The sequence below is a fragment of the Leifsonia sp. C5G2 genome (assembly GCF_013359685.1).
In the GTDB taxonomy this organism is placed as follows: Bacteria; Actinomycetota; Actinomycetes; order Actinomycetales; family Microbacteriaceae; genus Leifsonia.
The window spans coordinates 101,793-128,580 of sequence record NZ_JABFMV010000004.1 but is presented as its reverse complement, the minus strand read 5'-3'; the positions used below and the strand labels follow the sequence as shown (position 1 = coordinate 128,580).

The following is a 26,788-nucleotide window of genomic DNA, read 5'->3' as shown; positions in this document are numbered from 1 at the left end:
ACATGTACGGCGCCTTCAAGGAGCACATCGCGACGCAGCTGGCGGAGATCGAGGAGGCCGGGCTCACCAAGCGGGAGCGCAGCATCCACGGCCCGCAGTCGGCGCTCATCACCGCGGACGGGCAGCAGGTGCTCAACTTCTGCGCCAACAACTACCTCGGTCTCGCCGACCACCCCGCCCTGCGCGACGCCGCCAAGACGGCCCTCGACGACTGGGGCTACGGGATGGCGTCGGTGCGGTTCATCTGCGGCACGCAGGAGCAGCACCTGGAGTTGGAGCGGCGGGTGTCGCGGTTCCTGGGCACCGAGGCGACCATCCTGTTCTCCTCCTGCTTCGACGCCAACGGCGGGGTCTTCGAGACGCTGTTCTCTGCGGAGGACGCGATCGTCTCCGATGAGCTCAACCACGCCTCGATCATCGACGGCATCCGCCTGTCGAAGGCGCAGCGCTTCCGCTACACGAACCGCGACCTGGCGGACCTGCGGGCGCAGCTGGAGGCCGCCCGGGACGCGGGCGCGCGCTTCACGGTCGTCGTCACCGACGGCGTCTTCTCGATGGACGGCTACATCGCCCCGCTCGCCGAGATCTGCGACCTGGCCGACGAGTTCGGCGCGCTCGTCTTCGTCGACGACTCGCACGCCGTCGGCTTCGTCGGCGAGCACGGCCGGGGCACGCCGGAGTTCTGCGGCGTCGCCGACCGGGTCGACATCTACACCGGCACCTTCGGCAAGGCGCTCGGCGGCGCATCGGGCGGTTACGTCTCCAGCCGCCGCGAGATCGTGGACCTGCTGCGTCAGCGCTCGCGCCCGTACTTGTTCTCGAACACGCTCGCGCCGTCGATCGTCGCCGGGACGCTGGCCGCGCTCGACCTGCTGGAGCAGTCCGACCACCTCCGGGCGCAGCTCGTGACGAACGCGGAGCTTTTCCGGCGGCTGATGACCGAGGCGGGCTTCGACCTGCTGCCGGGGTCGCATCCCATCGTGCCCGTCATGTTCGGGGACGCGGCGCTGACGGCGCGGATCGCGGACGAGATGCAGCGCCAGGGCGTCTACGTCACTGCGTTCTCGTACCCTGTGGTCCCGAAGGGCCGCGCACGCATCCGGGTGCAACTGTCGGCGGCGCACACCGAGGAGGAGATCCGCCGTTGCGTGGACGCGTTCGTCGCGTCCCGCGCGGCCGTCGAGGCGTGACCGGGCCGCCGATTCGTCACGAATCGCGCGCTTTCGTCAGGAATCGGCGCGATTCGTGACGAGTCGCGGGCGGGTCAGTCGTCGACGGGCGAGCGGCGGAGCCGGACGCCGCGCCGCGCGAAGAACAGCGCGAGCGTGACGATCAGGAACAGGGCGAGCACCGACAGGTCGACCATCGCGACCGTCCCGGCAACCGCGGCCGCCTGTGTCACGGCGCACGGCCGCGCGGTCTGGTCGGCGGGGCACAGGAGCCGGTCGCCCGCAGTGGTCGCACCCGCTGCGAGCCACGACCCGATCAGCTGGTTGTACCCGGTCTCGAGACCCTTCGTGAGGGTCGGGCCGGAGTGGCCCTGACCCGGGACGGCCCAGTAGGTGACCTTCCAGCCGGCGTTCTCGGCGGCGGTCGCCGTCGCCTCCACCTGAGGCCGGAAGTGGTCGTCCTCCTGGCCGGTCACGAAGATGCCGACAGTGGGCTGGGGGTAGTCGCGCGAGGCGAGGACGTTCGCCGGCCAGGTCGACTCGAACGCCGCCTGGTCGCCGCCGAAGTACTTGTCACGCGTCAGGACCGGCCGGTGCTCGCCCGGCTTGTCCGGGCCGGAGACGTCGATGACGGCGCCCCACTTCTCGGGATACTTCGCCGCCAGGTACACCGCGCACTCTCCGCCGTGGGAGAAGCCGGCGATCACGCGCTGGGTCCGGTCGCGCGAGGCAGGGAGGTTGGCGTCGATCCACGCGGGGACGTCCTTCGACAGGTAGGTGTCGAGCTTGCCCGCGGAGGTGTCCGCGCACGGCGGGTTCTTGTCGATGGCGCCGAGCTGGTCGACGACGAGCACGAACGGCGCCTGGGCGAGCCGGTCGTCGCCGAGGCCGTGCAGCGCGTCGAGCGTCGCCCCGAGGGTCGGGTTGCCCGGCTGGCCCATCATCATCTCCACCACCGGGCGGGTGCCGGACGGGTCCCGGAGCCAGCCCGACGGCACGAACAGGTGCGCGTCGCGAGCGGAGAACCCGGACGCCGTCGGCGGGATGCGCACCGACAGCTGGTACCCGTCGGCGAGGGTCTTCTCGTTCACCGGTACCGCGTGACCCGCCACGGTCGCGCTCGCGAACCCGGGCACCGCCGCGGCGCACAGCACGGCGACGGCGGATGCCGCGGCCAGTCCCGCGACGGTGGCCCGCAGCGCCCGCCGGTCCGTCGACTGCACGACATCGCCGACAGCGAGCGGGACGACCGTGGCGGCGAGCAGCAGCACGAACCATCCCGCGCCCACCAGGTCGGGCCGGGGGAGGAGCAGCACGCCCGCCACCACGAGCACCAGCCCGGCGACCTGGCCGGCCACGACGGCGACGACCGTGCCGGTCGCACGGAACCGCCACGCCCGGCGCGCGAACCGGTACGCCGGGTACGCACCGACGAGCACGAGGGCGGCTGCGAGCCAGGCGAGGGCGGACATCCCCGTCAGTCTAGGGGCGGCCTCCTGGAAGAGAGGTACGGTGGCGAGGTGATCGTCGACAACGCCGTGTACGTGGACGGGCTGCGCACCGAGCCGCCGTCGCTGGAGGAGACCTGCGAGACGGTCCGCGACCGCGGCGGCTTCGCGTGGATCGGCCTCTACCGCCCCACCGAGGACGAGCTCGGCGCGGTCGCGAAGGAGTTCGGCCTCCCGGCGCTCGCCGTCGAGGATGCGCTCTCCGGCCACCAGCGCCCGAAGGTCGAGAAGTACGGCTCGATGCTGTTCGTGGTGCTGCGCCCGGCCGGGTACGTCGACGAGACCGAGAAGGTCGAGTTCGGCGAGGTGCACCTGTTCCTCGGCGAGGACTTCGTCATCACGGTCCGGCACTTCGACAGCCCCGACCTCGCCCGCGTGCGCCACAGGCTGGAAGGCGACCCCGCTCTGCTCGCGCACGGTCCGATCGCCGCGCTGTACGGGGTGCTCGACGAGATCGTCGACGAGTACGCGCCGGTCGTCGCGGGCCTGGAGGACGATATCGACGAGATCGAGGACCAGCTGTTCTCCGGCGACCGCGGCGTCTCCCGCCGCATCTTCGAACTCTCGACGGAGGTCATGCACTTCCAGCGCGCGGTGGACCCGCTTCGCGACGTGATGAGCAGCCTGCGCCAGGGGCTGCTCGCGCGGCAGGAGGACGAGGACCTGCGGGATGCGTTCCGCGACGTCGAGGACCACGTCATCCGGGTGACCGAGCGCGCGGACGGGTTCCGTCAGATCCTGCAGAACGCCCTCACGGTGCACACCACGCTGGTCGGCCAGCAGCAGAACGACGAGGTCAAGAAGACCTCCGGCTGGGCCGCCATCCTGTTCACGCCGACCCTCGTCGGAACGGTGTACGGCATGAATTTCCGCGTCATGCCGGAGCTGCACTGGGCATTCGGCTACCCGTTCGCCCTCCTCCTGATGCTCGCCATGGGCGTCGGCCTCTACATCATCTTCAAGCGCAAGCACTGGATCTGACGCAGCCTCCAGCCCGGTGCCCAGCCGTCAGCTCCTGAGTTCTTCGAGCGCCACGCCGCGGGAAGGTCGAAGAACTCAGGAGCTGTGAGCTTGGGAGGGAGTGGGGGAGGGGGAGGCGGCGTGCAGGCGCGCGTAGCGGTCGCGGAGGCCGTCGAGCAGAGCGCGCAGGCCGATCTCGAAGGCGGCGTCGGCCGGCGGGGCATCGCCGAGCGCCGCTGAGCGGGCGCGGTAGGCGGACGCGAACGCGGGCACCGCGTCGTCGGCTCCGGCCGGGTCGAACATGTCGGCCGGGGCGATCGCGTCGAGCGCCGAGCCGAGGATGAACGACTCCACCGCGACGATCGTCGGCAGCACCTCCGGCTCCGGCCATCCCGCGCGCACCAGCGCGGCGACGACGGTGTCGTACATGTGCATCGTGCGCAGCGCGCCGGTCAGCGGGAGGGTCGCGAGCAGCGCGATGGTCGGTGGATGCGCGGCGAACGCGACGCGGTACGAGCGCGCCCACGCGAGCATCGCCGCATCCCACGGTTCGGTCGCGAAAACGTCGACGTCGATGCGGTCGGAGACGAGCTCGCGGACCGCCGCGATCACGTCCTCCTTGCCGTCGACGTGGTTGTAGAGGGCGCTGGGCCGCACGCGAAGGGCCTGCGCCAGGCGGGCCATGGTGAAGCCGTCCGCGCCCGACTCGTCGAGCAGCCGGAGCGCCGCGTGGGCGATGAGGTCGCGGGTGAGGACGGTCGTCCGGGGGCGGCCCGCGCGGCGGGCCGGGCGATCGACTTCGGCCATTGCTCTTCCCCTCCGGCTCGATCACACCCTAGTATCCGACGTAATAAAAGAACGTCGTTCATTTATTCGTAACACGGAGGTTGCATGCCCACGACCGTCTTCACCAGCGGGACGATCCTGTCGAGCTACCGCGCGGACGCCGACGAGCACACCGCGGCTGCGGTGCAGGACGGGCGCATCGTCGCGGTCGGCGCCGACGCCCTCGCACTGCGCAGCGGCGCCGAGGAGACCGTCGACCTGCTCGGCGGCGTGCTCGCCCCCGCCTTCGGCGACGGGCATGCGCACCCGCTGCAGGGCGGCCTGGAGAAGCTCGGCCCCCAGGTGCGCAGCTGCGGCTCGGTCGACGAGATCGTCGCGTGCGTGAAGGAGTGGGCGGACGCGCATCCCGAGCAGGAGTGGATCTACGGCGCCAGCTACGACGCGACCCTCGCCCCCGAGGGGCTCTTCGACGCACGCTGGCTCGACGCGGCCGTGCCCGACCGCCCGGTCGTGCTGCGCGCCTGGGACTACCACACCGTCTGGGTCAACTCGGAGGCGCTCCGCCGCGCCGGGATCGACGCGACGACGCCGGAGCCGGCGCTCGGCCGAATCCCGCGCCGGCCCGACGGCGAACCGCTCGGCATCCTGCAGGAGCCGGGCGCTGTCGACCTGCTGCTCCCGGTCGAGCCCGGCCGCACGCACGACGAGCGCGTCGAGGCGCTGCGGCTCGCGACCGCCGAGTACGCCGGGCTCGGGATCGCGTGGGTGCAGGACGCCTGGGTCGAGCGGCCCGAGGTGGAGGCGTACCTGGAGGCGTCCGTCCGCGGCCTGCTGTCCACCCGCGTCAACCTGGCCCTCCGCGCCGACCCGCTGCGCTGGCGCGACCAGGTGCCCGAGTTCGTCGAGTCGCGGCGCCGCGTCGAGGAGCTCGGCGACCCCCTGCTCACGGCCGGGACGGTCAAGGTCTTCGTCGACGGCGTCATCGAGAACCACACGGCGGCCATGCTCGACGACTACACCGACACCCCCGGCGACCGGGGGCTCCCGAACTGGGAGGCCGGCGAGCTCGCCGCCGCGGCCGTCACGTTCGACAAGCTCGGCTTCCAGCTGCACCTGCACGCCATCGGCGACGCCGCCACCCGCACCGCCCTCGACGTCTTCGAGGAGGTGGAGCGCAGCAACGGCCCCCGCGACCGCCGACCGGTCATCGCGCACGTGCAGGTGGTCGACCCGGCCGACCTGCCGCGCTTCGCCGCCCTCGGCGTCATCGCCAACTTCGAGCCGCTCTGGGCGCAGCTGGACCCGATGATGGTCGCCCTGACCATCCCGCGTCTCGGCCCAGAGCGCGAGCGACTGCAGTACCCCATCCGCACGCTGCTCGGCTCGGCCGCCGTCTCCTTCGGGAGCGACTGGCCGGTCAGCAGCGCCGACTGGCGGCCGGGCGTCGCGACGGCGGTCACCCGCCAGACCGACGACCGCGTGCCGGACGGCGGATGGACCCCCGCCGAGCGCATCCCGCTCACCGACGCGCTGGAGGCCTACTCCTCCGGCGTCGCCCGCCAGGCCTTCGCCCGCACAGAGCGCGGCGAGCTGCGTCCGGGGTCCGCCCCGGACCTGGTCTGGCTCGACACCGACCCGCGTCACGTGGACCCGCACGACCTGCGGTCCGTCCGCGTGCTCGGAACCTGGGTCGCCGGCATCCGCCGCGCGGCCACCGTACGGAGCTGATACCCACCCCCACCCCACTGCACCACTCGACAGAGAGGCAGCACCACATGACCACGACCGACCTGCCGACGCAGCAGCCCCGCCTGAAGCGCGCGCTCGGCCCCACCGCGCTCGTGCTGTTCGGGCTCACCTACCTCGCGCCGGTGACCGTCTTCACGACCTACGGGATCGTCACCGAGACCACGGACAACCACCTCCCCTCCGCCTACGTCGTCGCGCTCGTCGCGATGCTGTTCACGGCGCTGAGCTACGGCGCCATGGCGCGCGCGTTCCCGGTCTCGGGCTCGGCGTACACGTACACGCAGCAGACCTTCGGCGGTCACGTCGGCTTCCTCACCGGGTGGACGCTGATGCTCGACTACCTGTTCCTGCCGATGATCAACTTCCTCCTGATCGGGCTGTACCTGAACACGCAGTTCCCGGAGGTGCCGCAGTGGGTGTTCGCGCTCGCCGCGCTGCTCCTCACGCTGCTGTTCAACGTGCTGGGCATCACCCTGGTGAACCGCCTGAACGTCGCCATCGTCGCCCTGTCGGTGCTGCTCGTGGTCGTCTTCGCCGTGCTCGCGATCAAGGAGCTCGCCACGAACCCGTCCTCGGCGACGCCGAGCCTGATCGAGCCGTTCCTGCCCGGCAAGGGCGGCCTCGGGCCGATCTTCGCCGGCGCTGCGGTGCTCGCCCTGTCGTTCCTCGGCTTCGACGCGGTGTCGACGCTGTCGGAGGAGGCGAAGAACCCGAAGCGCGACATCCCGCGCGCCATCGTGCTCACCACGCTCATCGGGGGTGCGATCTTCATCGTCGTGTCGTGGCTGGGAGCCCTGGTCTACCCGGACTGGCGCGATTTCGCGAACGTCGACTCGGCCGGTGTCGACCTGATGGCGAAGGTCGGCGGCGCGTTCCTCACCTCCTTCTTCGTCGCGGTCTACGTGGTCGGCGCATTCGGCTCCGGGATGACGACCCAGGTCAGCGTCTCGCGCATCATCTACTCGATGGGCCGGGATGGAGTGCTGCCGCGGGTCTTCGGCCGGCTGCACCCGCGCTTCCGCACGCCGTGGGTCGCCGCGCTCGCCGTTTCGGTCGTGTCGCTGCTGGCGCTCGTGCTGACGCTCGACCAGGCGGCGACGATGATCTCGTTCGGCGCGCTCGCGGCGTTCTCGATGGTCAACCTGTCGGTGATCAAGCACCACCTGTTCCCGAAGGGCGGCCGCACCGCGCCCTCGGCGGGCGAGTGGGTGCGCTACGGCGTGCTCCCGGCGATCGGTTTCGTGCTGACGGTGTGGCTGTGGACGTCGCTGACCGTCACGACGTTCATCGTCGGCCTCTCGTGGATGCTGGTCGGCGTGATCTACCTCGCCGCCCTCACCCGCGGCTTCCGCCGCCGCCCCCCGACCATGGACTTCTCCGAGAAGGAGGAGCTCGCCGACCAGCCCGCCTGATCCGCCACCGCAGCCAACAGCTCCTGAGTTCTTCGACCGACGCGCCGTGGACAGGTGGAGAAACTCAGGAGCTGATGGCGTGGGTTGCTGGTTGGATGGGGAGGTGGAGTTCGAGTACGAGCGGTTGCGGCGGTGGCCGGAGGTCGAGGCGCCGAACCTGTTCGCGTCGGACGCCGCCGACCGCCTGATCGCCGACCTGGCGGGCGACGCGGTGAGCGAGCCCGGTCTCGTCGTCATCGGCGACGGCTACGGCGCACTCACCCTCGCGGCCGCGGCGCGCGGTGCCCGCGGCATCCGGGTGCACCAGGATGCGCTGACCGGCGAGCGCGCGCTCGACGCCAACGCCGACGCGTTCGGGCTCGCCGGATCGTTCGAGCACCGGCCGCTGGACGATTCCCTCGTCCGCGGCGCCCGCACCGTGCTGCTGCGCCTGCCCCGGAGCCTGGACGCCCTCGCCGAGATCGCGACCCTGATCGCCGAGCACGCCCGCGCCGACGTGACGGTCTACGCCGGCGGCATGCTCAAGCACATGACCACCGCGATGAACGCCGTGCTCGCGGAGGTGTTCGGCGACGTGTCGGCGTCGCTGGCCCGGCAGAAGGCTCGGGTGCTGACCGTGCGCGAGCCGCATCCCGCCGCGGCCACCGTGCTCGATCGCTGGCCGGAGCGCGCACTCGACCCCGAGACCGGGCTGTGGGTGTGCGCGCACGGCGCGGCGTTCGCCGGGACCTCCGTCGACATCGGGACCCGGTTCCTCCTGACCGTGCTCTACCAAGCGGTTCCGGAGGCGCGCACGGCGATCGACCTCGGCTGCGGCACCGGTGTCCTCGCTTCAGCGCTCGCCGTCTCCCGGCCTGGACTCCGCGTCGTCGCGACGGACCAGTCCGCGGCCGCCGTCGCCTCCGCCCGCGCGACCGCGGCCGCGAACGGCGTCGCCGACCGGGTCGCCGTGGTGCGCGACGACGGCCTGGCATCGCAGCCGGACGCGTCGGCCGACGTGATCGTTCTCAACCCGCCGTTCCACATCGGCGGCGCGGTGCACACCGGCATCGCCCACCGGCTGTTCTCGGACGCCGGCCGGGTGCTCGCCCCGGGCGGCGAGTTGTGGACGGTCTGGAACTCGCACCTCGGCTACCGCCCGGCCCTCGAGCGCGCCGTCGGACCGACCCGCCAGATCGCGCGCAACCCGAAGTTCACGATCACGGCGTCGCGCAGACCGTCCTGAGGATCGATGGATCGTCAGCGCGCGAGCACTTCGCGCACCCCGGAGACGACGAGACCCGCCGCCCCGAGCGACAGCGCCCGGTCCGCCTCCGCCCGTGACGGGACGATGTGCGCGAGCACCGGCTTGCCGGTCGCGTTGAGCGTCCGCCAGGCGTCGGCGGTCGCCTCGTAGTCGAGGCCGAGCCAGGACCAGCGGGCCTGCGTCGCCGCGAGCATGCCGGGATCCGCCGCCAGCTCCGACCCGTAGTAGTAGCCCCAGGTGCGGTAGCCGCGGGCCGCCGCATCCACCGGCCAGGCCTGCGCGGTGCAGTAGCCCTTCGCCACGAACGTGCCGGTCGGGTCGGGCAGCGCCGACATCAGCGCGAACAGTTCGCCGAGGTGATCCGTGGGCACCACCTTCGGGTCGACGAAGATCGTGTGCGTGCGGCCGTAGGCGGAGACGAGGTCTTCGAAGCGCAGGTACGGCTGCGGCGGCTGCTGCGGATCGTTCGTCTCGGCCGCCGTGATCCTGTGCGCCTGCACCTCCGCCCAGGTGTGCTGCGCGGCGACGAACCCGGAGGTTCCGGAGGTGCGGTCGAGGGTGGCGTCGTGGAGCCCGAACCAGACGCCGTCCGACGTGCGTGCCAGCGAGATCTCCAGCGCGTTCGCGCCGAGCTGTACCGACTGCCGGTACCCCTCCATCGACATCTCGGGCCAGTCGAGCGAACCGCCGCGGTGGGCGACCGTGAAACCGGGACGCTGCACCAGGCGCTCGACCAGGAGGCCGTCGGTGCGCTCACCGGCCGTCGCCGTCGCGGTGCCGCGCGGCGTGGGTGTCCCGCTCGCCGGTGCCTTCTGCGGTCCGCCGCCCAGCAGCTGCGTCGCGAGCGCGCCCGCCCCGGCGACGACGCCGGCGCCGACGACGAACGCGACCAGCGTGCGCCGGGTCGGCCGCCGCTCGTCCGGCGGGGAAGGCTGCTGGTCCTCGGGCATGGGCAACCCTAGGCATCCCGCCCGCGCTGGATCAAGTCCCTTGGTGTGGGCACACCGAATCCGCCGCCGACGTGCAATCTCACAACGTTTTCAGGGTTCGATCAGCGAAACGGCAACGGAATCAGTCGAAATCCACTTGTCTTGGTCGCCGGATGTTGCTAACGTCCCCCTGTCGCACACCGCTGTCGCGAAGATCGCGCCGGCGTCGGCGACCCCGAAGCCAGGGAGAGCAATGACGCAGACCAGTTCCCGGCCGGACGCCCCTCAGGGCGCCCCGCTGCAGACCCCGGGAGAGCAGCAGCACGCGCTCAAGGCCGACGGTGTGAGCGCCGCCGGCTCGATCGTCATGGCCGTGGCGGGCAGCGCGCCCGCCTATTCGATCGCCGCGACCACCGCGACGCTGGTCGGCGCCGCCGCGCTCGGCGCTCCCGCCGCCCTGCTCTGGTGCGGCATCCCGATGCTCGGCATCGCCTGGGCGTTCCTCTACCTCGGCCGCCTCGACGTCAACGCGGGCGCCGCCTACTCGTGGGTCGCGCGGGCGCTGCATCCGATCCTCGGGTTCCTCTCCGGCTGGGCGCTCGTCATCTCCGCGACGATCTTCATGGTCGCCGGAGCGCTCCCCGCCGGCGCGATGACGGTCACGCTGTTCGCCCCGGACCAGGCGGGCAACGTCCCGCTCATCACCGGCGTCGGCGCACTGTGGTTCCTGGTGATGGCCGCGTGCGTGCTGTTCGGCGTGCACGTGACCGCCCGCGCGCAGTGGATCATGTCGGTCATCGAGGTCGGCATCCTCATCCTCTTCGCGGTGCTGATGATCGTGCGTGCGTCCACCTCCGCGCACGCGGGCCCCTCGTTCTCGTGGGACTGGCTCGGCTTTCAGCACCTCACCGGGCAGGGCGTGTTCGTCTCGGCCGCGCTGATCGCGGCCTTCTACTTCTGGGGCTGGGACGTCGCGGCCAACCTCAACGAGGAGACCAAGGACGGGCACAAGAACGCCGGCTCCGCGGGCATCATCGGCGTCATCATCGTCTTCCTGCTCTTCGAGATCTTCACCATCGCGACGATGGTGATCCTCCCGGCGAAGACCATCGAGAACAACAGCGCCAACGTGCTGTCCGTGCTCGGCGACGCGGTCTGGCCGGGGATCGGCGGGAAGATCCTCGTCATCGCGGTCGCGCTGTCGACCGTCGCCACGCTCGAGACCACCCTGATCCAGGTCACCCGGACGCTGTTCTCGATGGGACGCGACCACACCATCCCGAAGGTGTTCGGCACCATCCACCGCCGCTGGCGGACTCCGGCGTTCGCGACGCTCATCGTCGTCGGGGTGTCGATCGTGCTGTTCCTCGGCGCCAACCTGATCGGCAAGACCGTCGGCGACATCATGACGAACGCCATCGCATCCATCGGCATCCAGATCGCGTTCTACTACACGCTCGCGGGCGTGGCCGTGGTGGTCGCCTACCGCAGGGTGCTGCTGAAATCGGCGAAGAACTTCCTCCTGATCGGCCTGTGGCCGGCGGTCGGCGCGATCTTCATGGGCGTGATCTTCGTGCTCGGGATCGTGCAGAACTTCCAGGACGACGCGATCGTCGTCAACGTGCTGGGCCTCGGCCTGATCGTGCTCGGCGTGGTGCCGATCCTCCTCTTCTACCGGAAGGCGCGCGAGTACTACACCCGCCGTCCGCTGGAGCTGCCCGAGGAGCTGGACGTGGCCGCACCGCCGAACATCGACGACCGCGACCCCGCGGCGCGCTGACCGGGGGCACCTAGCTCGTCCCCAACCCTCAGCTCCTGAGTTCTTCGACCCTCTACCGCGTGTCGAGGCGAAGAACTCAGGAGCTGTCGGCGTCTCGCGGGCGCTCGTGCTGCTTCCTGTGCTCCGGCGAGTCGAGGAGCGAGAGGAGGAACAGCAGCGCGATCAGGACGAAGATGCTGAGCGCTGCGATCAGGTCGCTCCACGTGAACGGGATGAACTCGCCGTCGATCGACAGCACGAACACGGTCTCGACCACGCCGAACGCGATGAAGAACAGTCCGAGCAGCAGTCGCGTGGTCCTCACGTTCCGCCCCCGGCGGTGCAGCTCGACGCGCCGCAGCTCGACCATAAGGGTGAGCAGGAGCAGCGGCAGCACCTGAGACAGGGTGGCCGCCGTCGCGCCGTCCATCAGCACGACGCGCACGTCTGCGGGGTCGATCATGACGACAGGGTACCGCCGCGGCGGTGTGCGCACTTCGACATCCGGGCGTCCGGGAATCCATCGAGGATTTCGGGAATTCGCCCTGGCCGAACAAAGTTGAGCTTAGTAGACTCAAGTTTGCCCAGAACACCATGGGAAGGGGACCAGATGGCGAACATGCAGGGTGCGCCCTCCACGCAGGAGGAGGCGAAGAGTGCACTCGAACAGTACGGCGTGAACCTCACGGAGATCGCCAAGAGCGGCAAGCTCGACCCGGTGATCGGGCGGGATGCCGAGATCCGGCGCGTCAGCCAGGTGCTGACCCGCCGCACCAAGAACAACCCGGTGCTCATCGGCGAGCCCGGCGTCGGCAAGACGGCGGTCGTCGAAGGCCTCGCCCAGCGCATCGTCGCGGGGGACGTGGCCGACTCCCTGAAGGGCAAGCAGCTGGTCGCCCTCGACCTGTCCGCCCTCGTCGCCGGCGCCATGTACCGCGGGCAGTTCGAGGAGCGGCTGAAGGCCGTCCTCAAGGAGATCAACGACGCCGAGGGGCAGATCATCACGTTCGTGGACGAGCTCCACATCCTGATGGGCGCCGGCGGCGGCGAGGGGTCTGTGGCGGCCTCCAACATGTTGAAGCCGATGCTCGCCCGCGGTGAGCTGCGCCTGATCGGCGCGACCACGCTCAACGAGTATCGCGAGTTCATCGAGAAGGACGCGGCCCTCGAACGCCGCTTCCAGCAGGTCTACGTCGGCGAGCCCTCGGTGGAGGACACGGTTGCGATCCTCCGCGGCCTCAAGGGCCGGTACGAGGCGCACCACGGCGTCACGATCGAGGACTCGGCGCTCGTCGCTGCGGCCTCCCTCTCCAACCGGTACATCACCGCGCGCCAGCTGCCCGACAAGGCCATCGACCTCATCGACGAGGCCGCGTCCCGGCTCAAGATGGAGATCGACTCCGCGCCAGTCGAGATCGACACCCTGCAGCGACAGGTGGAGCGGATGAAGCTGGAGGAGTTCGCCCTCAAGAAGGAGAAGGACGAGGCCAGCAAGGAGCGCCTGGAGCAGCTGCGTCAGCGGCTGCGCGAGCAGGAGTCCCAGCTGGAGGAGCTGCAGGCCCGCTGGCGCGCCGAGAAGGCGTCGCTGAACCGGGTCGGCGAGCTGCGGTCCCAGCTGGAGGAGGCCAAGACCAAGCGCGATCTCGCGCTGCGCGACGGCCGGTACCAGGAGGCGTCCCGCATCGAGTACGAGACCATCCCGAACATCGAGCGCGAGCTGGCCGAGGCAGAGCAGGCCGAGACCGACCACCCGCGCATGGTGAACGAGCAGGTCACGGCCGACGACATCGCCGCGGTGGTGGCCGCGTGGACCGGCATCCCGGTCGACCGCCTCACCCAGGGCGAGACCGAGAAGCTCCTGAACCTGGAGTTCGAGCTCGGCCGCCGGATCATCGGCCAGAAGAAGGCTGTGCAGGCGGTGGCGGATGCCGTCCGCCGCACCCGCGCGGGCATCTCCGACCCGGGCCGGCCGACCGGATCGTTCCTGTTCCTCGGCCCGACCGGCGTCGGCAAGACCGAGCTGGCCAAGGCGCTCGCCGCGTTCCTGTTCGACGACGAGAAGGCCATGGTCCGCATCGACATGAGCGAGTACGGCGAGAAGTTCTCCGTCTCGCGGCTGGTCGGCGCGCCTCCCGGGTACGTCGGCTACGAGCAGGGCGGTCAGCTGACCGAGGCCGTGCGCCGGCGCCCGTACTCGGTGATCCTCCTCGACGAGGTCGAGAAGGCGCACCCCGAGGTGTTCGACGTGCTGCTCCAGGTGCTCGACGACGGCCGGCTGACCGACGGGCAGGGGCGTACGGTCGACTTCCGGAACACGATCCTGATCCTCACCTCGAACCTGGGGAGCAACTTCCTCGTCGACCCGACCCTGAGCCCGACGGAGCGCGAGGAGGCGGTGCTCCAGATGGTCCGCCAGGCGTTCAAGCCGGAGTTCGTGAACCGCCTCGACGACATCGTGGTCTTCTCGGCACTGAGCAAGGAGGAGCTGGGCGAGATCGTCGAGCTGGGCATCGACCGGCTGATGGCGCGCCTCGCCGAACGGCGCCTGGAGCTGGCGGTCACACCGGACGCCAGGGCGTGGCTCGCCGAGCGCGGCTACGACCCGATCTACGGCGCCCGGCCGCTGCGGCGGCTCATGCAGCGCGAGATCGAGGACCGCCTGGCCACGGCCCTGCTCGCCGGCGAGATCCGCGACGGCGACCTCGTGCGGGTGGACCTCGACCGCGAGGCCGACCACCTCACCGTGGTGCCCGTCCGCGAGTAGCCGCACCCGATCGGAGGGCGCCGTCCTGGATGGGACGGCGCCCTCCGTGCGCGTAGGCTCGGAGCATGCTTGCGACTGTCATCCACGGGGAGCGCGATGTGCGCCTCGAAGAGGTCCCCACCCCCACCCTGTACACCGGCCAGGGAGCCGACGGCCTCGACGCCGTCGTCCGCGTGGTCGCCGCCTGCGTCTGCGGCAGCGACCTCTGGCCGTACCGCGGCGTGACGCCGACCAAGGAGCCCCACCGCATCGGTCACGAGTTCGTCGGCGTGGTCGAGCAGGTCGGCGACAACGTCCGCACGATCAAGCCGGGCGACTTCGTGATCGCGCCCTTCTACGACTGCGACATGACCTGCGTGAACTGCCGCAACGGCGTGAGCACGTCGTGCCTGCACGGCGGATGGTGGGGTGCGGAGGACCGCATCGGCGGGTTCGCCGACGGCGGCCAGGGCGAGTACGTCCGTGTCCCGCACGCCGACGGCTCGCTCGTCGCGACGCCCGAGTACCCGCGCGCGGAGCTCATCCCGAGCCTGCTGACGCTGTCGGACGTGATGGGCACCGGCCACCACGCCGCCGTCTCCGCCGGGGTCACCCAGGGCAGCACCGTCGTCGTGGTCGGCGACGGCGCGGTCGGGCTGTGCGCTGTGCTCGCCTCCGCCCGGCTCGGCGCCTCGCGCATCGTCGCCATGTCGCGGCACGAGTCCCGCCAGGCGCTCGCGCGCGAGTTCGGCGCGACCGACATCGTCGCCGAGCGCGGCGACGCCGGCGTGGCCGCGGTGAAGGAGCTGTTCGACGGCATCGGCGCCGACTGCGTGCTGGAGGCGGTCGGCACGAAGGAGTCGATGGACCAGGCGATCCGCTCGGCCCGCCCGGGCGGCATGGTCGGCTACGTCGGCGTGCCGAACGGCGGCCCGGAGCTCCCGGTGCGCCCGCTGTTCCAGAGCAACATCGGCGTGAACGGCGGCGTCGCGCCGGTCCGCAACTACGTCGAGGACCTGCTGCAGGACGTCTGGTCCGGCGCGATCGAGCCGGGCAAGGTGTTCGACCTGGAGCTGCCGCTCACCGACATCGCAGAGGCCTACGCCGCGATGGATGAGCGCCGCGCGATCAAGACGCTCGTCCGGCCGTAGCACCCGCAGACACGACGGCGCCCGCCGGGGGATGAACGCATCCCGGCGGGCGCCGAGTCATGTGTGGAGCCGCGAGGCTCAGTGGACGACCGCGATCTCCTCGAGCGGGCGGCGCGTGCGCGGGGCGCTCTCGCGGCTGCGCAGCGGCTCGGGCAGGGCCTCCGGGTCGCCGAGCACGCCGAGCGCGGTCACCGAGGTCGGCACGAAGCGCTCCTCGAGGCCGAACGCCGTGCGCAGGCCCTCCGCGTCGAAGCCGCCCATCTGGTGGGCGTGCAGGCCGTCGTGATGCGCCTGGATGGTGAGGTGCGCGACCGCCTGGCCGAGGTCGTAGACGGCCCAGCGGCGCTCGTTGCCGTCCTCGTCGACCACCTCGGCGGCGGCGACGACGAGCACCGCGGCGGAGGACGCCCAGGCCTTGTTGAAGCCGGCCAGGTTCTCGACGACGGTCGCGAAGGCCTCCGTGCCGCGGCGGGCGACGATGAAGCGCCACGGCTGGGAGTTGTTCGCCGACGGGCTCCAGCGAGCCGCCTCCAGCGCGGAGCGGAGCGCGATGTCGTCGATCCCGACGGTCGGGTCGAACGAGCGCGGGCTCCAGCGCTCGACGAGGGCGGGGAGCAGCGGCGCGGACACGTCGGCTGTGCGCGATGCGGTTTCGGCGATGGACATGGGACTCCTCCGGGGATCATTCTCAGGAAACGACCGGCTCCATTGCCTGGCTATATCCATGAGAACACATGGATCCTGGCGGGAATTCCCTGTCTAGTGCAGAGCGGGTGCGACGCGGCATCCTGGCGCTGACCGCGCCAAGCGGTCCATCACGAAGGGTGGATGCGATGTCAGAAGCACGTGTACAGAGCGGTTGGACGGGATGGGTGCTGTTCGCAGCGGTGCTGCTGATCATCGCGGCCATCCTCGACATCTTCTACGGATTCATGGCCCTCCTCGGCCCGGACACCGGCTACTTCGTCTCCTCGTCCGGTGTGCAGACGTTCAGCCTGACGGCGTGGGGGTGGTGGTCGATCATCCTGGGCGTCCTGCTGCTCCTCGCGGGCATCTCGCTCGCCAGCGGCCGGATGTGGGCCAGGATCTTCGCGGTCATCGTGGCCGGCCTCCACGCGCTCGGGCAGCTGATCGCCTTCCCGTCGCAGCCGTGGTGGTCGATCGCCATGGTGACACTCGACATCCTCATCATCTATGCGGTGACCGTGCACGGCCGGGAGCTGCGGAGGGACTGAGATCGTCCGCCCTTCGGGGCGGCGGGGGAACCAGGGGGGAACGACGGAGCCCGTCGGCGCGACCAGTGCCGACGGGCTCGTTGTGTGAACAAGATGTGTCGTAGCTGTAAAAGTTCGTAACATTCGCAGCGACCTCCCATGACCCACCTCCGGGGTACAGATTTCACGTATCCCGGGCGCGTCGGCGTCGCCGCCGGATCGACGCTCCGAAAGCAGCGGATTTGAGGCTTGACCGGGAAGTTTCGAGTTCTCGAAGAATCCGCCGCGCCGTCACGGACTCTCGTCAGGCCGTGTCCGCGTGTCGACGGACACCGCCCTCCGGGGGGTGACGCAACACGCCGAGGCGACCCGTTCGACCCCCACTTGCGGGGCAGCTCTGAGCCCCGTAGAACTGTCATCACCCGAACCCGACCAGATCCCCAGTGCTGTGGATGCCACCCCCACTACCACCGTGAGAGGTCCCGTCCGTGTTCATCTTCCTTCTTCAGCTCCGCCATATGCTGGGCGGGCACCCCGAGTTCTACCTCTTCGCGATCTACTCGGCGCTGATCTGGGTCATCTGGATCGTCAAGGCGCTCATGTCCCGCCGCTACCGCGCCTACACCGGCGAGTTCCACGGCACCACCAGCGTCGTCGTCCCGGTGGTGGACGAGCCGCTCGACCTGTTCCGCGACGTGCTCGGCCGTATGGTCGAGCAGAAGCCGGGCGAGATCATCGTCGTCATCAACGGCGCGCCCAACCCGGAGCTTGCGGAGGTGTGCGAGGAGTTCGCGCCCCTCGTCCGCTGGGTGCACACGCCCATCCCGGGCAAGCGCAACGCCGTCATGATCGGCACCAAGATGTCGACCGGCGAGATCACGGTGCTCGTCGACTCCGACACCATCTGGACCGAGGGCACCCTCGCCGAGCTCGTCAAGCCGTTCGCCGACGAGCGCGTCGGCGGCGTGACCACGAAGCAGCGCATCCTGGAGCCCACCCGCAGCTGGATCACCCGCTGGGCGGACTGGCTGGAGAATTCCCGCGCCCTGTACTCGATGCCCGCGCAGAGCGTCGTCGGCCAGATCGGCTGCCTGCCCGGCCGCACGATCGCCTTCCGCCGCTCGATCCTGATGCGCGTCATGGACAAGTTCATGACCGAGAAGTTCCTCGGCGTCTTCCTCGAGGTCTCCGACGACCGCACGCTGACCAACCTCACCCTCAAGGAGGGTTACCGCACGGTGTACCAGCACACCAGCCTGGTCTACACCGACGCCCCGCTGAAGGTGAAGAAGCTGTTCAAGCAGCAGCTCCGCTGGGCGCGCGGCAGCCAGTACAACACCATGCGGATGCTCCCGTGGATGCTCGGCCACGCCCCGGTGCTGGCGTTCTTCTTCGTGATGGACATCATCCTGCCGTTCATGCTGGCGGGCGTCATCGGCGGCTGGATCTACCGGTCGATCACCGGCGGCGGCTACAACTTCTACGAGGGCTTCCTGAAGTCCTACGGGATCGAGGGCGGCATTCTCACCGTCGTCGCGCTGATGGTGGCGTCGTCCGTGATCAGCATGTCGATCCGCCAGATCCGGCACCTCTCCGAGAAGCCGAGCGACTTCTTCCGCCTTCCGGTGTTCATCATCGTCTCGACCTTCTTCCTCATGCCGATCCGGCTCATCGGGTTCTTCCGCATGGCGCACGCCAGTGGATGGGGCACCCGCGCCGGCGCCTACTCCGGCGGCCCCGGAGAGGTCAGCTCCGAAGAGGAGATCGCCCGGCACACGGCCGCGACGGCCTCCTCTGCCTCCGCGGCTCCGGCCCTGCCCGATGCTGTCGGCGGCATGACCACCGCGACCGCGCTCGCCACCCGCACGCACGTCGCCACCCGCGCAGAGGCCAAGGCCGCCGAGGCCCGCGCGGCCGAGGCCGCAGCCCACGCGCCTGCGCCGAAGGCCGCGCGCCGCCGCCTGAACCCGCTCGCGGCCATCCCCTACCTGATCGGAATCGCGATCCTGACCCTGGAGGCTCTCTTCCTTGTCTGACCAGACCGCCCCCTCACGGGCCGCCGCCTGGTGGTCCCAGTCCAAGTCCCGCTCGCAGGCGACGACCGTCGCGGCGCTCGTGCTCACCGCCGTGCTCGTCGGCATCTCCGCCTACGTCTGGGTGTCGCCGACCGGCGCCCCGCTGCGCAAGGCCGTCGACCAGGCCGCCGAGGTCGTGACGCCCTTCGCCGCGCAGAACGCCGAGCTGAAGCGCAACCTCGACAAGGCGACCGAGACCATCGCGTCGCAGAAGGGGAAGCTCACCGCCCTGCAGAAGTCGACCCTCGCGGCTCAGGCGTCCGCGGCCAAGCAGCTCGCGGCGGCCCAGCAGAAGGCCGCAGCGGCGGAGGGCCGGCTGGCCAGCATGCAGGCGCAGCTGGCGGCGGCGCAGGGGAAGTCCGGAAGCGGGTCCACCGCATCCGGCTCCACCGCCGCGGGCGGCAAGGGCTCCAGCGGCGGAAGCGCCGCGGCCCCGATCACCGCGCCGTCGCGTGCCGAACTGCTCAGCCCGGCGAAGCGCTACTACGGGATGTACACCGAGCAGGCCCCCTTCAACTGGGCCACCTTCGACGCCACCAGCGCGAAGGTCGGCGTCTCGCCGAACGTCGTCGGCTACTTCAGCGGCTGGGACGAGAATTTCCGCGCCAACGCGGTCACCCGGTCCTGGCAGCAGGGTCGCCTGCCGATGATGACGTGGGAGTCGCGCCCGATCAACGCGGGCAACGACACCGTGGACGCTCCGGCGTACTCGCTGCCGAACATCATCCGCGGCGACTTCGACGCCTACCTGCACCAGTACGCGAAGGACATCGTCGCGACCGGCCTGCCGCTCGGCATCCGCCTCGACCACGAGATGAACGGCATCTGGTACCCGTGGTCGGAGACCGACGGGCAGGGCAACTCGATCAACGGCAACAACGTCGGCGACTACGCGAAGATGTGGCGGCACGTCCACGACATCTTCCAGCAGGAGGGCGCCAACAACCTCGTGATGTGGATCTGGGCGCCGAACATCGTCAACAACCTGCCCGCGTCGCACAAAGCGCCCGGCTACCTCGAGTCGCTCTACCCCGGAGACGCGTACGTCGACTGGGTCGGCCTCTCCGGCTACCTCCGCCCGCCGTACAAGTCGGACAACGACTTCAGCTTCGATTACACGTTCAAGGCCAGCCTGGACAAGCTCCGCTCGATCACGAGCAAGCCCATCATGCTCGCCGAGGTCGGCGCGTCGGAGACGGAGGGGCACAAGGCGGCCTGGATCACCTCCTTCTTCCAAGCACTCGCCAAACCGGAGAACGAGGACATCATCGGGTTCTCCTGGTTCAACCTCGCCGTCACCAGCTACGTGGAGGGCGTGCGCGCCACCAACGACTGGCGCATCGACTCCCGTGCCGACTCGCTGTCGGCCTTCATCACCGGACTCACCCGGCCAGAGGACGACTTCGCCCTCACGCCGGCTCCCTGACCCACCGACCACTGGAAAGGACGATCGCCATGACCGCTCCCAAGAAGATCAAGGACCAGCCGGCACCGCGCATCAGCGTCATCGGCACCGGCTACCTCGGAGCCACCCACGCGGCCGCCATGGCCGAGCTCGGCTTCGACGTCGTCGGCGTCGACACCGACCCGCGCAAGGTCGAGGAGCTGAAGGAGGGCCGCGCGCCGTTCTTCGAGCCCGGCCTGCCGGAGCTCATCCGCCGGAACGTCGCCGCCGGCCGCCTCAGCTTCACCACCGACCTGGCCGAGGCCGTCGCCGTGTCCGACGTCCACTTCATCTGCGTCGGCACGCCGCAGCAGTCGGGCTCGTTCGCCGCGAACCTCTCCTATGTGGAGGCCGCCGCCCGCGGCATCGCCGAGAACCTCACGCACGACGGCCTCATCGTCGGCAAGTCGACCGTTCCGGTCGGAACCGGCGCGCGGCTGCGGGCGATCATCGCCGACGCGGCCCCGGCCGGGATCGACGTGGAGCTCGTGTGGAACCCCGAGTTCCTGCGCGAGGGCAAGGCGGTGGAGGACACCCTCTCGCCGGACCGGCTGGTGTTCGGCGGCACGTCGGCGAAGTCGGAGGCCACGCTCCGCCGCATCTACGAGAAGCCGATCGCCGAGGGGTCGCCCGTTCTCGTCGCAGACCTGCCGACGGCCGAGCTGGTGAAGGTGAGCGCGAACGCCTTCCTCGCCACCAAGATCTCCTTCATCAACGCGATCGCCGAGGTGTGCGACGCGGCCGGCGCGGACGTCACGCTCCTGGCCGATGCGCTCGGGCACGACAAGCGGATCGGGCGGCAGTTCCTCAACGCCGGCCTCGGCTTCGGCGGCGGCTGCCTCCCGAAGGACATCCGCGCGCTCATGCACCGCTCCAACGAGCTGGGCGCGCACGGGGCGGTCGGCCTCCTGCAGCAGGTCGACGAGATCAACATGGGCCGCCGCCAGCGCGTGATCGACCTGGCGCTGAAGGCGCTGGGCGGTTCGGTGCTCAACCGCCGCATCGGCGTGCTGGGCGCGGCCTTCAAACCGCACACCGACGACGTGCGCGACTCGCCCGCGCTCAACGTCGCCGCCGCGCTGCACCTTCGGGGCGCGCAGGTCGTCGTCTACGACCCGCAGGCCCGCACCACTGCGCAGCGACTGTTCCCGACCCTCGGCTACGCGGACTCGATGGAGGAGGCGCTCACCGGCGCCGACCTGACGGTCGTGCTCACCGAGTGGGACGAGTTCACGACCGCCGACCCGGCCGAGCTGCGTGCGATCGTGAGCGGCCGCAACGTCATCGACGGCCGCAACTGCCTCGACGCCTCCGCCTGGAGCCGCGCAGGCTGGAGCGTCTACGCCATGGGCACGGTCCCGGAGGTCGCGCCGCTCGCCGACGACCTCGCCGCCCTCACCCCCGTCCGCTGAACCGCCGGACCGAAACGACCGCAAGGAGACCATCATGACCAGTTACGTGACGAAAGCGGTGATCCCGGCAGCGGGCATGGGGACGCGGTTCCTGCCCGCGACCAAGGCCATGCCCAAGGAGATGCTGCCGGTGGTGGACAAGCCGGCCATCCAGTACGTGGTCGAGGAGGCCGTCACCTCGGGCCTGCACGACGTGCTGCTGGTGACCGGGCGCAACAAGAACGCGCTCGAGAACCACTTCGACCGCAACGCCGAGCTCGAGGACGCCCTCGAGAAGAAGGGCGACCTCGACAAGCTCCTCAAGGTCAGCTACTCGACCTCGCTCGCCGACATGCACTACGTGCGGCAGGGCGACCCGAAGGGCCTCGGTCACGCGGTCCTCCGGGCGAAGATGCACATCGGGCACGAGCCGTTCGCGGTCCTGCTCGGCGACGACATCATCGACGCCCGCGACCCGCTGCTCTCCCGGATGCTGGAGGTGCAGCACGCGCTCAACACGACCGTCGTGGCCCTGATGGAGGTGCCGCCGGAGTCCATCCACCTGTACGGCGCCGCCGCGGTGGTGGAGACGGACGACGACGACGTGGTGCGCATCACCGGCCTCGTCGAGAAGCCGAGCCGCGAGAACGCTCCGTCGAACTATGCGGTCATCGGCCGGTACGTCCTCCGCCCGGAGATCTTCGACATCCTGGAGAAGACGGAGCCGGGCAAGGGCGGCGAGATCCAGCTGACCGACGCCCTGGAGGGCCTGGCCACCGCTCCCGCGTGGACCGGCGGCGTGCACGGCGTCATCTTCAAGGGACGCCGCTACGACACGGGCGACCGGCTGGACTACCTGAAGGCGATCGTGCAGATGGCCGTGGCCCGCGAGGACCTCGGACCGGAGCTGCTGCCGTGGCTGAAGGAGTTCGCGACGACCGCCGGTCCGGCGGAGACCGCGCCCATTCCGACGCTGCCGCTCACGCCGGCTGCCGCTGCCCCCGCCGCGGCCGCCAAGCCCGCCGCGGTCAAGCCCGTCGTGGTCAAGCCCAAGCCTGCCGCCACGAAGGCCGACGCTCCCGCCCCCGAGCGCGACCTGGTGCCCGTCGCGGGCGCCTGACCGCCGCATCCCTCGGTCGCAGCACGCCGTCATCCCTCGTGGATGGCGGCGTGCTGCGTCCTCTCGTTCGTCAGTCGAGCCCGAGCCGCTTGAGGGTGTGCTTCTCGCTGTGGCCCTGGTCGGTCTCGATCTCGTCGATCGCGATCGGGATGCTCGGCCCGACCGCCAGCCAGACGAAGCCGTCGCGGTGGACCAGGGGCACGAGGTCGGTCGTCCCGTCGCGCAGCAGCGTCCGCACCCGCTTGAGCAGGGCGTACCCCTCCGAGGGCTTCGTCACGTAGGTCTTGCGGCGGTAGTGGATGACGTGCGCGACCGTCTTGGCGCTGAGGCCGGCCACCTCGGCTTCGGGGAGGACGTCCGCGTGGGCGTCTCGGGTGTGGGTGTCGCTCATGGCATGCACGGTACGCCGCCTGCGCTAGCGTCGACAGGTGCCCGATCCCGATGCAGCGACCCTCGATCGCCTCGCCGACCGCGGCTGGCCCGCGCTTGAGCGCGAGCCGCTCGACGCCTGGACGCTCCGCGCCTCATCGGGAGTCACCAACCGCGCGAACTCGGCGCTCACCGCTGGTCCGGTCGCCGACCCGTGCGCGGCGGTGGATGCGGCGGAGCACTGGTACGCGGCCCGGTCCCTGCCCGCCGTGTTCCAGGTGAGCCCGGCGTCCGCGCCCGGGCTCGGCGCCCTCCTCGCCGCACGCGGCTACCGCGAGCACTCGCAGACCGACATCCTGGTGGCGGAGCGGGCCGGGGTGCCGCCGGTGGATGGGGACGGCATCCGGATCGACGGCGAGCCCGGCGAGGCCTGGATCGGCACCTGGTGGTCCGTCGACGGCCGGGGCGGCGAGGCCGAGCGCGCGGTGGCCGCGCGCATCCTCACCGGCGGCCCCGCGCTCTACGCGTCAGCCGGCGACCCCGCGGCGCCGGACGCCGTGGCGCGCCTCGCCCTCGTGGGCGAGTGGGGTGGGCTGTTCGCGGTGGCGACCCGTCCGGAGGCGCGGCGGCGCGGGCTCGCCCGCGCTCTCGCCGGGGCGCTTGCCGCCGCCGCGGCCGGGCACGGCGTGGAACGGCTGTGGCTGCAGGTGCTCGCCGGCAACGCCGCCGCGCACGCGCTCTACGCATCGCTGGGCTTCCGCCGCGCCTCCGGCTACGCCTACTGGTCGCGTCCCCTCGATCAGCCCCCGAAGATCGCCCGCAGCTCCTCGATCGGCGCCTTCGGGCGGCGGTCCTCGAACACCAGGCCGTTGGTCTCCTGGCCGGTGTCGGCGAGCTGGGTGTAGCAGTAGCCGGCGAGGGGCGCGGAGGCGCGGACCGCGCCGACCAGCGCGCGCAGCCGCTCCACCAGGTCCTCGGGGCTGGTCGCGGTGGAGTAGCCCCAGGCGTCGGCCGGGCCGTCGTCGGTGTACGAGACGCCGCCGAACTCGGTGAGCATCAGCGGAGCATCCGTGCGCTGGGCCGGGTCGACGATGAGCCGCCGGCCGGGGAAGGTGAACTCCGCCCCGAGGATGCCCTCGCGCGTCGCGTAGCGTTCGGCGATCCGCGCCGGGTCGTGGTCGTAGTCGTGGATCGAGAGGATGTCGGAGTCCGCGTGCTCCCAGCCGTCGTTCGAGATGACCGGACGCGACGGGTCGACCGTCTTGGTCAGCTGCACCAGCGCCTTCGCGTACGACACCATCCGCGGGTCGTGGGCGAGGTGCTGCACGCCCCAGCTCTCGTTGAGCGGCACCCAGGTGACGATCGAGGGATGCGACCGGTCGCGGTCGAGCACGGCCGACCACTCCGCGATGCTGCGGCGGACGGCCTCCGGGGTGAAGGCGTATGCGGCCGGCGCCTCGCCCCACACCAGCAGACCGAGCTTGTCCGCCCAGAACAGGAAGCGCGGGTCCTCGTACTTCTGGTGCACACGCGTGGCGTTGAAGCCGAGGTCCAGGATGAGCTGCGCCTCGGCGCGGAGGGCGTCGGCGCTCGGCGCAGCGGAGTGCGACTCCGGCCAGTACCCCTGGTTGAGCACCGACCGCAGGTACAGCGGACGGTCGTTGAGCAGGAAACGGCCGCCCTCCACCGCCGCCGAGCGCAGGCCCAGGTAGGACGCGACAACGTCGGCAGGAGCGTCGGGCGCCTGCAGCCGCACGGTCGCGTCCAGCAGGGTGGGGTGCGCGGGCGACCAGAGCAGCTCCTCGTACGCCTGCCCGTTGCTCTGCCGGTGGATGCGGAACGGCACCTCCACCTCGCGGCCCGCCACCGCCACCTCGACGCTCGCGAGCGGCTCCGCACCGAGGGCGACCTCGATGCGGACGGTGGTGCCCGCGGGTGCCGGTCGGCTCAGCCTCACCTGGGCGGTGACCTCGCCCGCGGGCACGTCGGTCAGCCAGTGCAGCTGCTCCACGCGCACGGCGGGGGCGGCCTCCAGCCAGACCGGCTGCCAGATGCCCGTGGTCCGGTGGTACCAGATGGAGTGCGGGTGGTGGCGCCAGTCCTGCTTTCCGCGCGGCTGGGCGACGTCGGCCGGGTCGTCCTCCGCCCGGATCGTCAGCGTGAGGTCGCGGTCCCCGGCGAGGTCGGCGAGATCGGTGATGTCGAGCGTGAACGGCGTGGAGCCGCCCTCGTGCGTGCCGGCCGAGCGGCCGTCCACCCATACCTCGCAGGCGTGGTCGACCGCTCCCAGGTTCAGCAGCAGACGCTCGCCCGACGGCAGTTCGTCGCGCAGCACCGTGCGCTGGTACCAGACGACGGGGTGGAACCCGGTGTCGCCGACCCCGGAGGCCGCCGACTCGAACGGGAACGGGACCTGGATGACGCCGCTCAGCGGGCCGGACGACTCCCAGTGCTCCCGGCGGCCGCGGTCGTCGTCGTCGAACGCGAACGTCCACGGACCGGAGAGGTCGAGCCAGTCGGCCCGGACGAGCTGGGGGCGCGGGTAGCGCCCGTCCTGCGCGGTGGCCGCGGCGACGCGGCGTTCCTCGGTGAGCATCCCACCAGCATGCACGAATCGTGCAGCGCTGTAAAGTCGGAAATCCGCCGGACCTACGAGGCGAGTGCGGGGGCGCTCTCGCGGGTCACGAGGGAGAACGGGGCCAGCTCGTGCCGGCCCATCCCGTCGAATCCCGCGACCCGCTCCAGCAGCATCTCGACGGCGCGTGCGGCGAGCGCCCGCATGTCGGGCGCCACGGTGGTCAGCGACGGGTAGGTGACGGCGGTCATGGGGGTGTTGTCCCAGCCGGTGATCGCGACGTCGTCCGGCACCCGGATGCCGCGCTCCTGAAGGGCGCGGAGTGCACCGATCGCGGCCAGGTCGTCGCGGCACACCAGGCCGTCGAAGCGCAGTCCCGCGTCGAGCGCGGCGCCGACGCCGCGGACCGCGTTGCCCGCCGTGACCGAGACGCTCGAGATGAGCAGTTCGGGATCGGGAGTGAGACCCGCGTCCTCCAGCGCCTGCTGGTACCCGGCCATGCGCAGCTTGGAGGTGCGCGTCGGCCGGGAGGCCTCGTGGCCGGCGAACGCGATCCTGCGGCGGCCGAGGGAGAGCAGGTGCTCCGTCGCCGCGCGGGCCGCCTCCACGTTGTCGATCATGATCCGGTCGACCGTCAGCGGGGCCGCGTTCTCGCCGAGCACGACGAGCGGGATGTCGATGCGCGACTGGGCGAGCTCGGCCGAGTTCATCACGCTGGGCTGGAAGATCATGCCGTCCACGAGGCCCGATTCGCCGGCCGAGACCACGGCGCGCTCGCCCTCGATGGTCCCCTCGGTCTGCTCGAGCAGCACGCGGTAGCCGCGCCGCTCCGCCTCGTCGGCGACGACGCGCGCCAGCTCGGCGAAGTACGGCAGGGTCACGTCGGCGAACGCCAGGGCGAGGAGGCCCGTGCGCCCGGTGGCCAGGCGGCGCCCCATGATGTTCGGGCGGTAGCCGAGCTCGTCGATGGCGCGCTGCACCCGCTCGCGCATCTGCGGGCTGACGTGCGCGTAGTTCCGCACGACGTTGGACACTGTCTTCATGGAGACGCCGGCGTGCTCCGCCACGTCCTGAAGTCTGACCGCCATCGCCGCTCCGTTCCGCGTCATCGTCGAGGGTGTTCGCTGCGTCACTCTACAGCGACGCTCCCCATGCAGGCATATCCGGGTTGACACGGTGTGTTCAGCG

At 70.9% G+C, this 26,788-nt stretch carries 22 protein-coding genes; 14 read left to right on the top strand and 8 right to left on the bottom strand.

The annotated features are described in order from the left end of the window. Positions 1-2: 2 nt before the first annotated feature. Entirely contained in the window at positions 3-1,190 is a 1,188-nt protein-coding gene (locus tag HNO83_RS07155) for a glycine C-acetyltransferase (protein ID WP_175336836.1), read from the top strand. Positions 1,191-1,264: 74 nt separating this feature from the next. Here the strand turns inward: HNO83_RS07155 and HNO83_RS07150 are convergent, their stop codons facing one another. Next, positions 1,265-2,641 carry an alpha/beta hydrolase-fold protein gene (locus tag HNO83_RS07150; RefSeq protein ID WP_175336835.1) on the bottom strand — a complete coding sequence of 459 codons (1,377 nt, stop codon included), beginning with the start codon at positions 2,639-2,641 and terminating at the stop codon, positions 1,265-1,267. 48 nt (positions 2,642-2,689) lie between these two features. Here HNO83_RS07150 and corA point away from each other — a divergent pair, with 48 nt between their 5' ends. After that, positions 2,690-3,658: a magnesium/cobalt transporter CorA gene (gene corA, locus HNO83_RS07145; RefSeq protein WP_175336834.1), complete on the top strand. Its 969-nt coding sequence runs from the start codon at positions 2,690-2,692 to the stop codon at positions 3,656-3,658. A gap of 75 nt (positions 3,659-3,733) precedes the next feature. On the opposite strand, the gene HNO83_RS07140 is transcribed toward corA, so the two are convergent. Then, complete coding sequence (locus HNO83_RS07140) at positions 3,734-4,444, bottom strand: TetR/AcrR family transcriptional regulator C-terminal domain-containing protein (protein WP_175336833.1); 711 nt, start codon at positions 4,442-4,444, stop codon at positions 3,734-3,736. 84 nt (positions 4,445-4,528) lie between these two features. Between HNO83_RS07140 and HNO83_RS07135 the strand changes: the two genes are divergently transcribed. From HNO83_RS07135 to HNO83_RS07125, 3 genes are all read left to right on the top strand, one after another. Continuing rightward, positions 4,529-6,151 carry an amidohydrolase gene (locus HNO83_RS07135; RefSeq protein ID WP_175336832.1) on the top strand — a complete coding sequence of 541 codons (1,623 nt, stop codon included), beginning with the start codon at positions 4,529-4,531 and terminating at the stop codon, positions 6,149-6,151. 47 nt (positions 6,152-6,198) lie between these two features. Then, positions 6,199-7,584: an APC family permease gene (locus HNO83_RS07130; RefSeq protein ID WP_175336831.1), complete on the top strand. Its 1,386-nt coding sequence runs from the start codon at positions 6,199-6,201 to the stop codon at positions 7,582-7,584. Between the two features lie 103 nt (positions 7,585-7,687). After that, a complete protein-coding gene (locus HNO83_RS07125) occupies positions 7,688-8,809 on the top strand; it encodes a class I SAM-dependent methyltransferase (protein WP_175336830.1) in 1,122 nt (373 codons plus the stop codon). 14 nt (positions 8,810-8,823) lie between these two features. Here the strand turns inward: HNO83_RS07125 and HNO83_RS07120 are convergent, their stop codons facing one another. Then, a complete protein-coding gene (locus HNO83_RS07120; protein WP_175336829.1) occupies positions 8,824-9,780 on the bottom strand; it encodes a glycerophosphodiester phosphodiesterase in 957 nt (318 codons plus the stop codon). A 232-nt stretch (positions 9,781-10,012) separates the two neighbouring features. On the opposite strand from HNO83_RS07120, the gene HNO83_RS07115 reads away from it, so the two are divergent. Then, positions 10,013-11,539 (top strand): APC family permease, encoded by a 1,527-nt coding sequence (locus HNO83_RS07115; protein ID WP_175336828.1) that lies wholly within the window; start codon positions 10,013-10,015, stop codon positions 11,537-11,539. A 76-nt stretch (positions 11,540-11,615) separates the two neighbouring features. Here HNO83_RS07115 and HNO83_RS07110 read toward each other — a convergent pair whose 3' ends face one another. Further along, complete coding sequence (locus tag HNO83_RS07110; RefSeq protein ID WP_175336827.1) at positions 11,616-11,981, bottom strand: hypothetical protein; 366 nt, start codon at positions 11,979-11,981, stop codon at positions 11,616-11,618. A 147-nt stretch (positions 11,982-12,128) separates the two neighbouring features. On the opposite strand from HNO83_RS07110, the gene HNO83_RS07105 reads away from it, so the two are divergent. Continuing rightward, entirely contained in the window at positions 12,129-14,282 is a 2,154-nt protein-coding gene (locus tag HNO83_RS07105) for an ATP-dependent Clp protease ATP-binding subunit (protein WP_175336826.1), read from the top strand. A 65-nt stretch (positions 14,283-14,347) separates the two neighbouring features. Further along, on the top strand, positions 14,348-15,412 hold the full coding sequence (locus tag HNO83_RS07100) for a zinc-dependent alcohol dehydrogenase family protein (protein ID WP_175336825.1): 1,065 nt from the start codon (positions 14,348-14,350) through the stop codon (positions 15,410-15,412). Positions 15,413-15,490: 78 nt separating this feature from the next. Here HNO83_RS07100 and HNO83_RS07095 read toward each other — a convergent pair whose 3' ends face one another. Next, positions 15,491-16,078 carry a nitroreductase family protein gene (locus tag HNO83_RS07095; protein ID WP_175336824.1) on the bottom strand — a complete coding sequence of 196 codons (588 nt, stop codon included), beginning with the start codon at positions 16,076-16,078 and terminating at the stop codon, positions 15,491-15,493. Positions 16,079-16,245: 167 nt separating this feature from the next. Between HNO83_RS07095 and HNO83_RS07090 the strand changes: the two genes are divergently transcribed. From HNO83_RS07090 to galU, 5 genes are all read left to right on the top strand, one after another. Then, positions 16,246-16,647 carry a DUF7144 family membrane protein gene (locus tag HNO83_RS07090; RefSeq protein WP_175336823.1) on the top strand — a complete coding sequence of 134 codons (402 nt, stop codon included), beginning with the start codon at positions 16,246-16,248 and terminating at the stop codon, positions 16,645-16,647. 467 nt (positions 16,648-17,114) lie between these two features. Next, complete coding sequence (locus HNO83_RS07085) at positions 17,115-18,662, top strand: glycosyltransferase family 2 protein (RefSeq protein WP_175336822.1); 1,548 nt, start codon at positions 17,115-17,117, stop codon at positions 18,660-18,662. Continuing rightward, positions 18,655-20,127: a glycoside hydrolase family 26 protein gene (locus HNO83_RS07080; RefSeq protein ID WP_175336821.1), complete on the top strand. Its 1,473-nt coding sequence runs from the start codon at positions 18,655-18,657 to the stop codon at positions 20,125-20,127. The genes HNO83_RS07085 and HNO83_RS07080 overlap by 8 nt, the downstream gene beginning before the upstream one ends. 29 nt (positions 20,128-20,156) lie before the next feature. Next, positions 20,157-21,557 (top strand): UDP-glucose dehydrogenase family protein, encoded by a 1,401-nt coding sequence (locus HNO83_RS07075; protein WP_175336820.1) that lies wholly within the window; start codon positions 20,157-20,159, stop codon positions 21,555-21,557. A 34-nt stretch (positions 21,558-21,591) separates the two neighbouring features. Next, complete coding sequence (gene galU / locus HNO83_RS07070; RefSeq protein ID WP_175336819.1) at positions 21,592-22,656, top strand: UTP--glucose-1-phosphate uridylyltransferase GalU; 1,065 nt, start codon at positions 21,592-21,594, stop codon at positions 22,654-22,656. Between the two features lie 70 nt (positions 22,657-22,726). On the opposite strand, the gene HNO83_RS07065 is transcribed toward galU, so the two are convergent. Beyond that, on the bottom strand, positions 22,727-23,047 hold the full coding sequence (locus HNO83_RS07065; RefSeq protein ID WP_175336818.1) for a hypothetical protein: 321 nt from the start codon (positions 23,045-23,047) through the stop codon (positions 22,727-22,729). Positions 23,048-23,084: 37 nt separating this feature from the next. On the opposite strand from HNO83_RS07065, the gene HNO83_RS20725 reads away from it, so the two are divergent. Next, entirely contained in the window at positions 23,085-23,930 is an 846-nt protein-coding gene (locus tag HNO83_RS20725; protein WP_175336817.1) for a GNAT family N-acetyltransferase, read from the top strand. Here HNO83_RS20725 and HNO83_RS07055 read toward each other — a convergent pair. Together HNO83_RS07055 and HNO83_RS07050 are read right to left on the bottom strand one after the other, a co-directional pair. Then, positions 23,825-25,621, bottom strand: coding sequence for a glycoside hydrolase family 2 protein (locus HNO83_RS07055; protein WP_175336816.1), 1,797 nt, complete (start codon positions 25,619-25,621; stop codon positions 23,825-23,827). The genes HNO83_RS20725 and HNO83_RS07055 overlap by 106 nt on opposite strands. Positions 25,622-25,674: 53 nt before the next feature. Beyond that, positions 25,675-26,688 carry a LacI family DNA-binding transcriptional regulator gene (locus HNO83_RS07050; protein ID WP_175336815.1) on the bottom strand — a complete coding sequence of 338 codons (1,014 nt, stop codon included), beginning with the start codon at positions 26,686-26,688 and terminating at the stop codon, positions 25,675-25,677. Positions 26,689-26,788 lie beyond the last annotated feature (100 nt).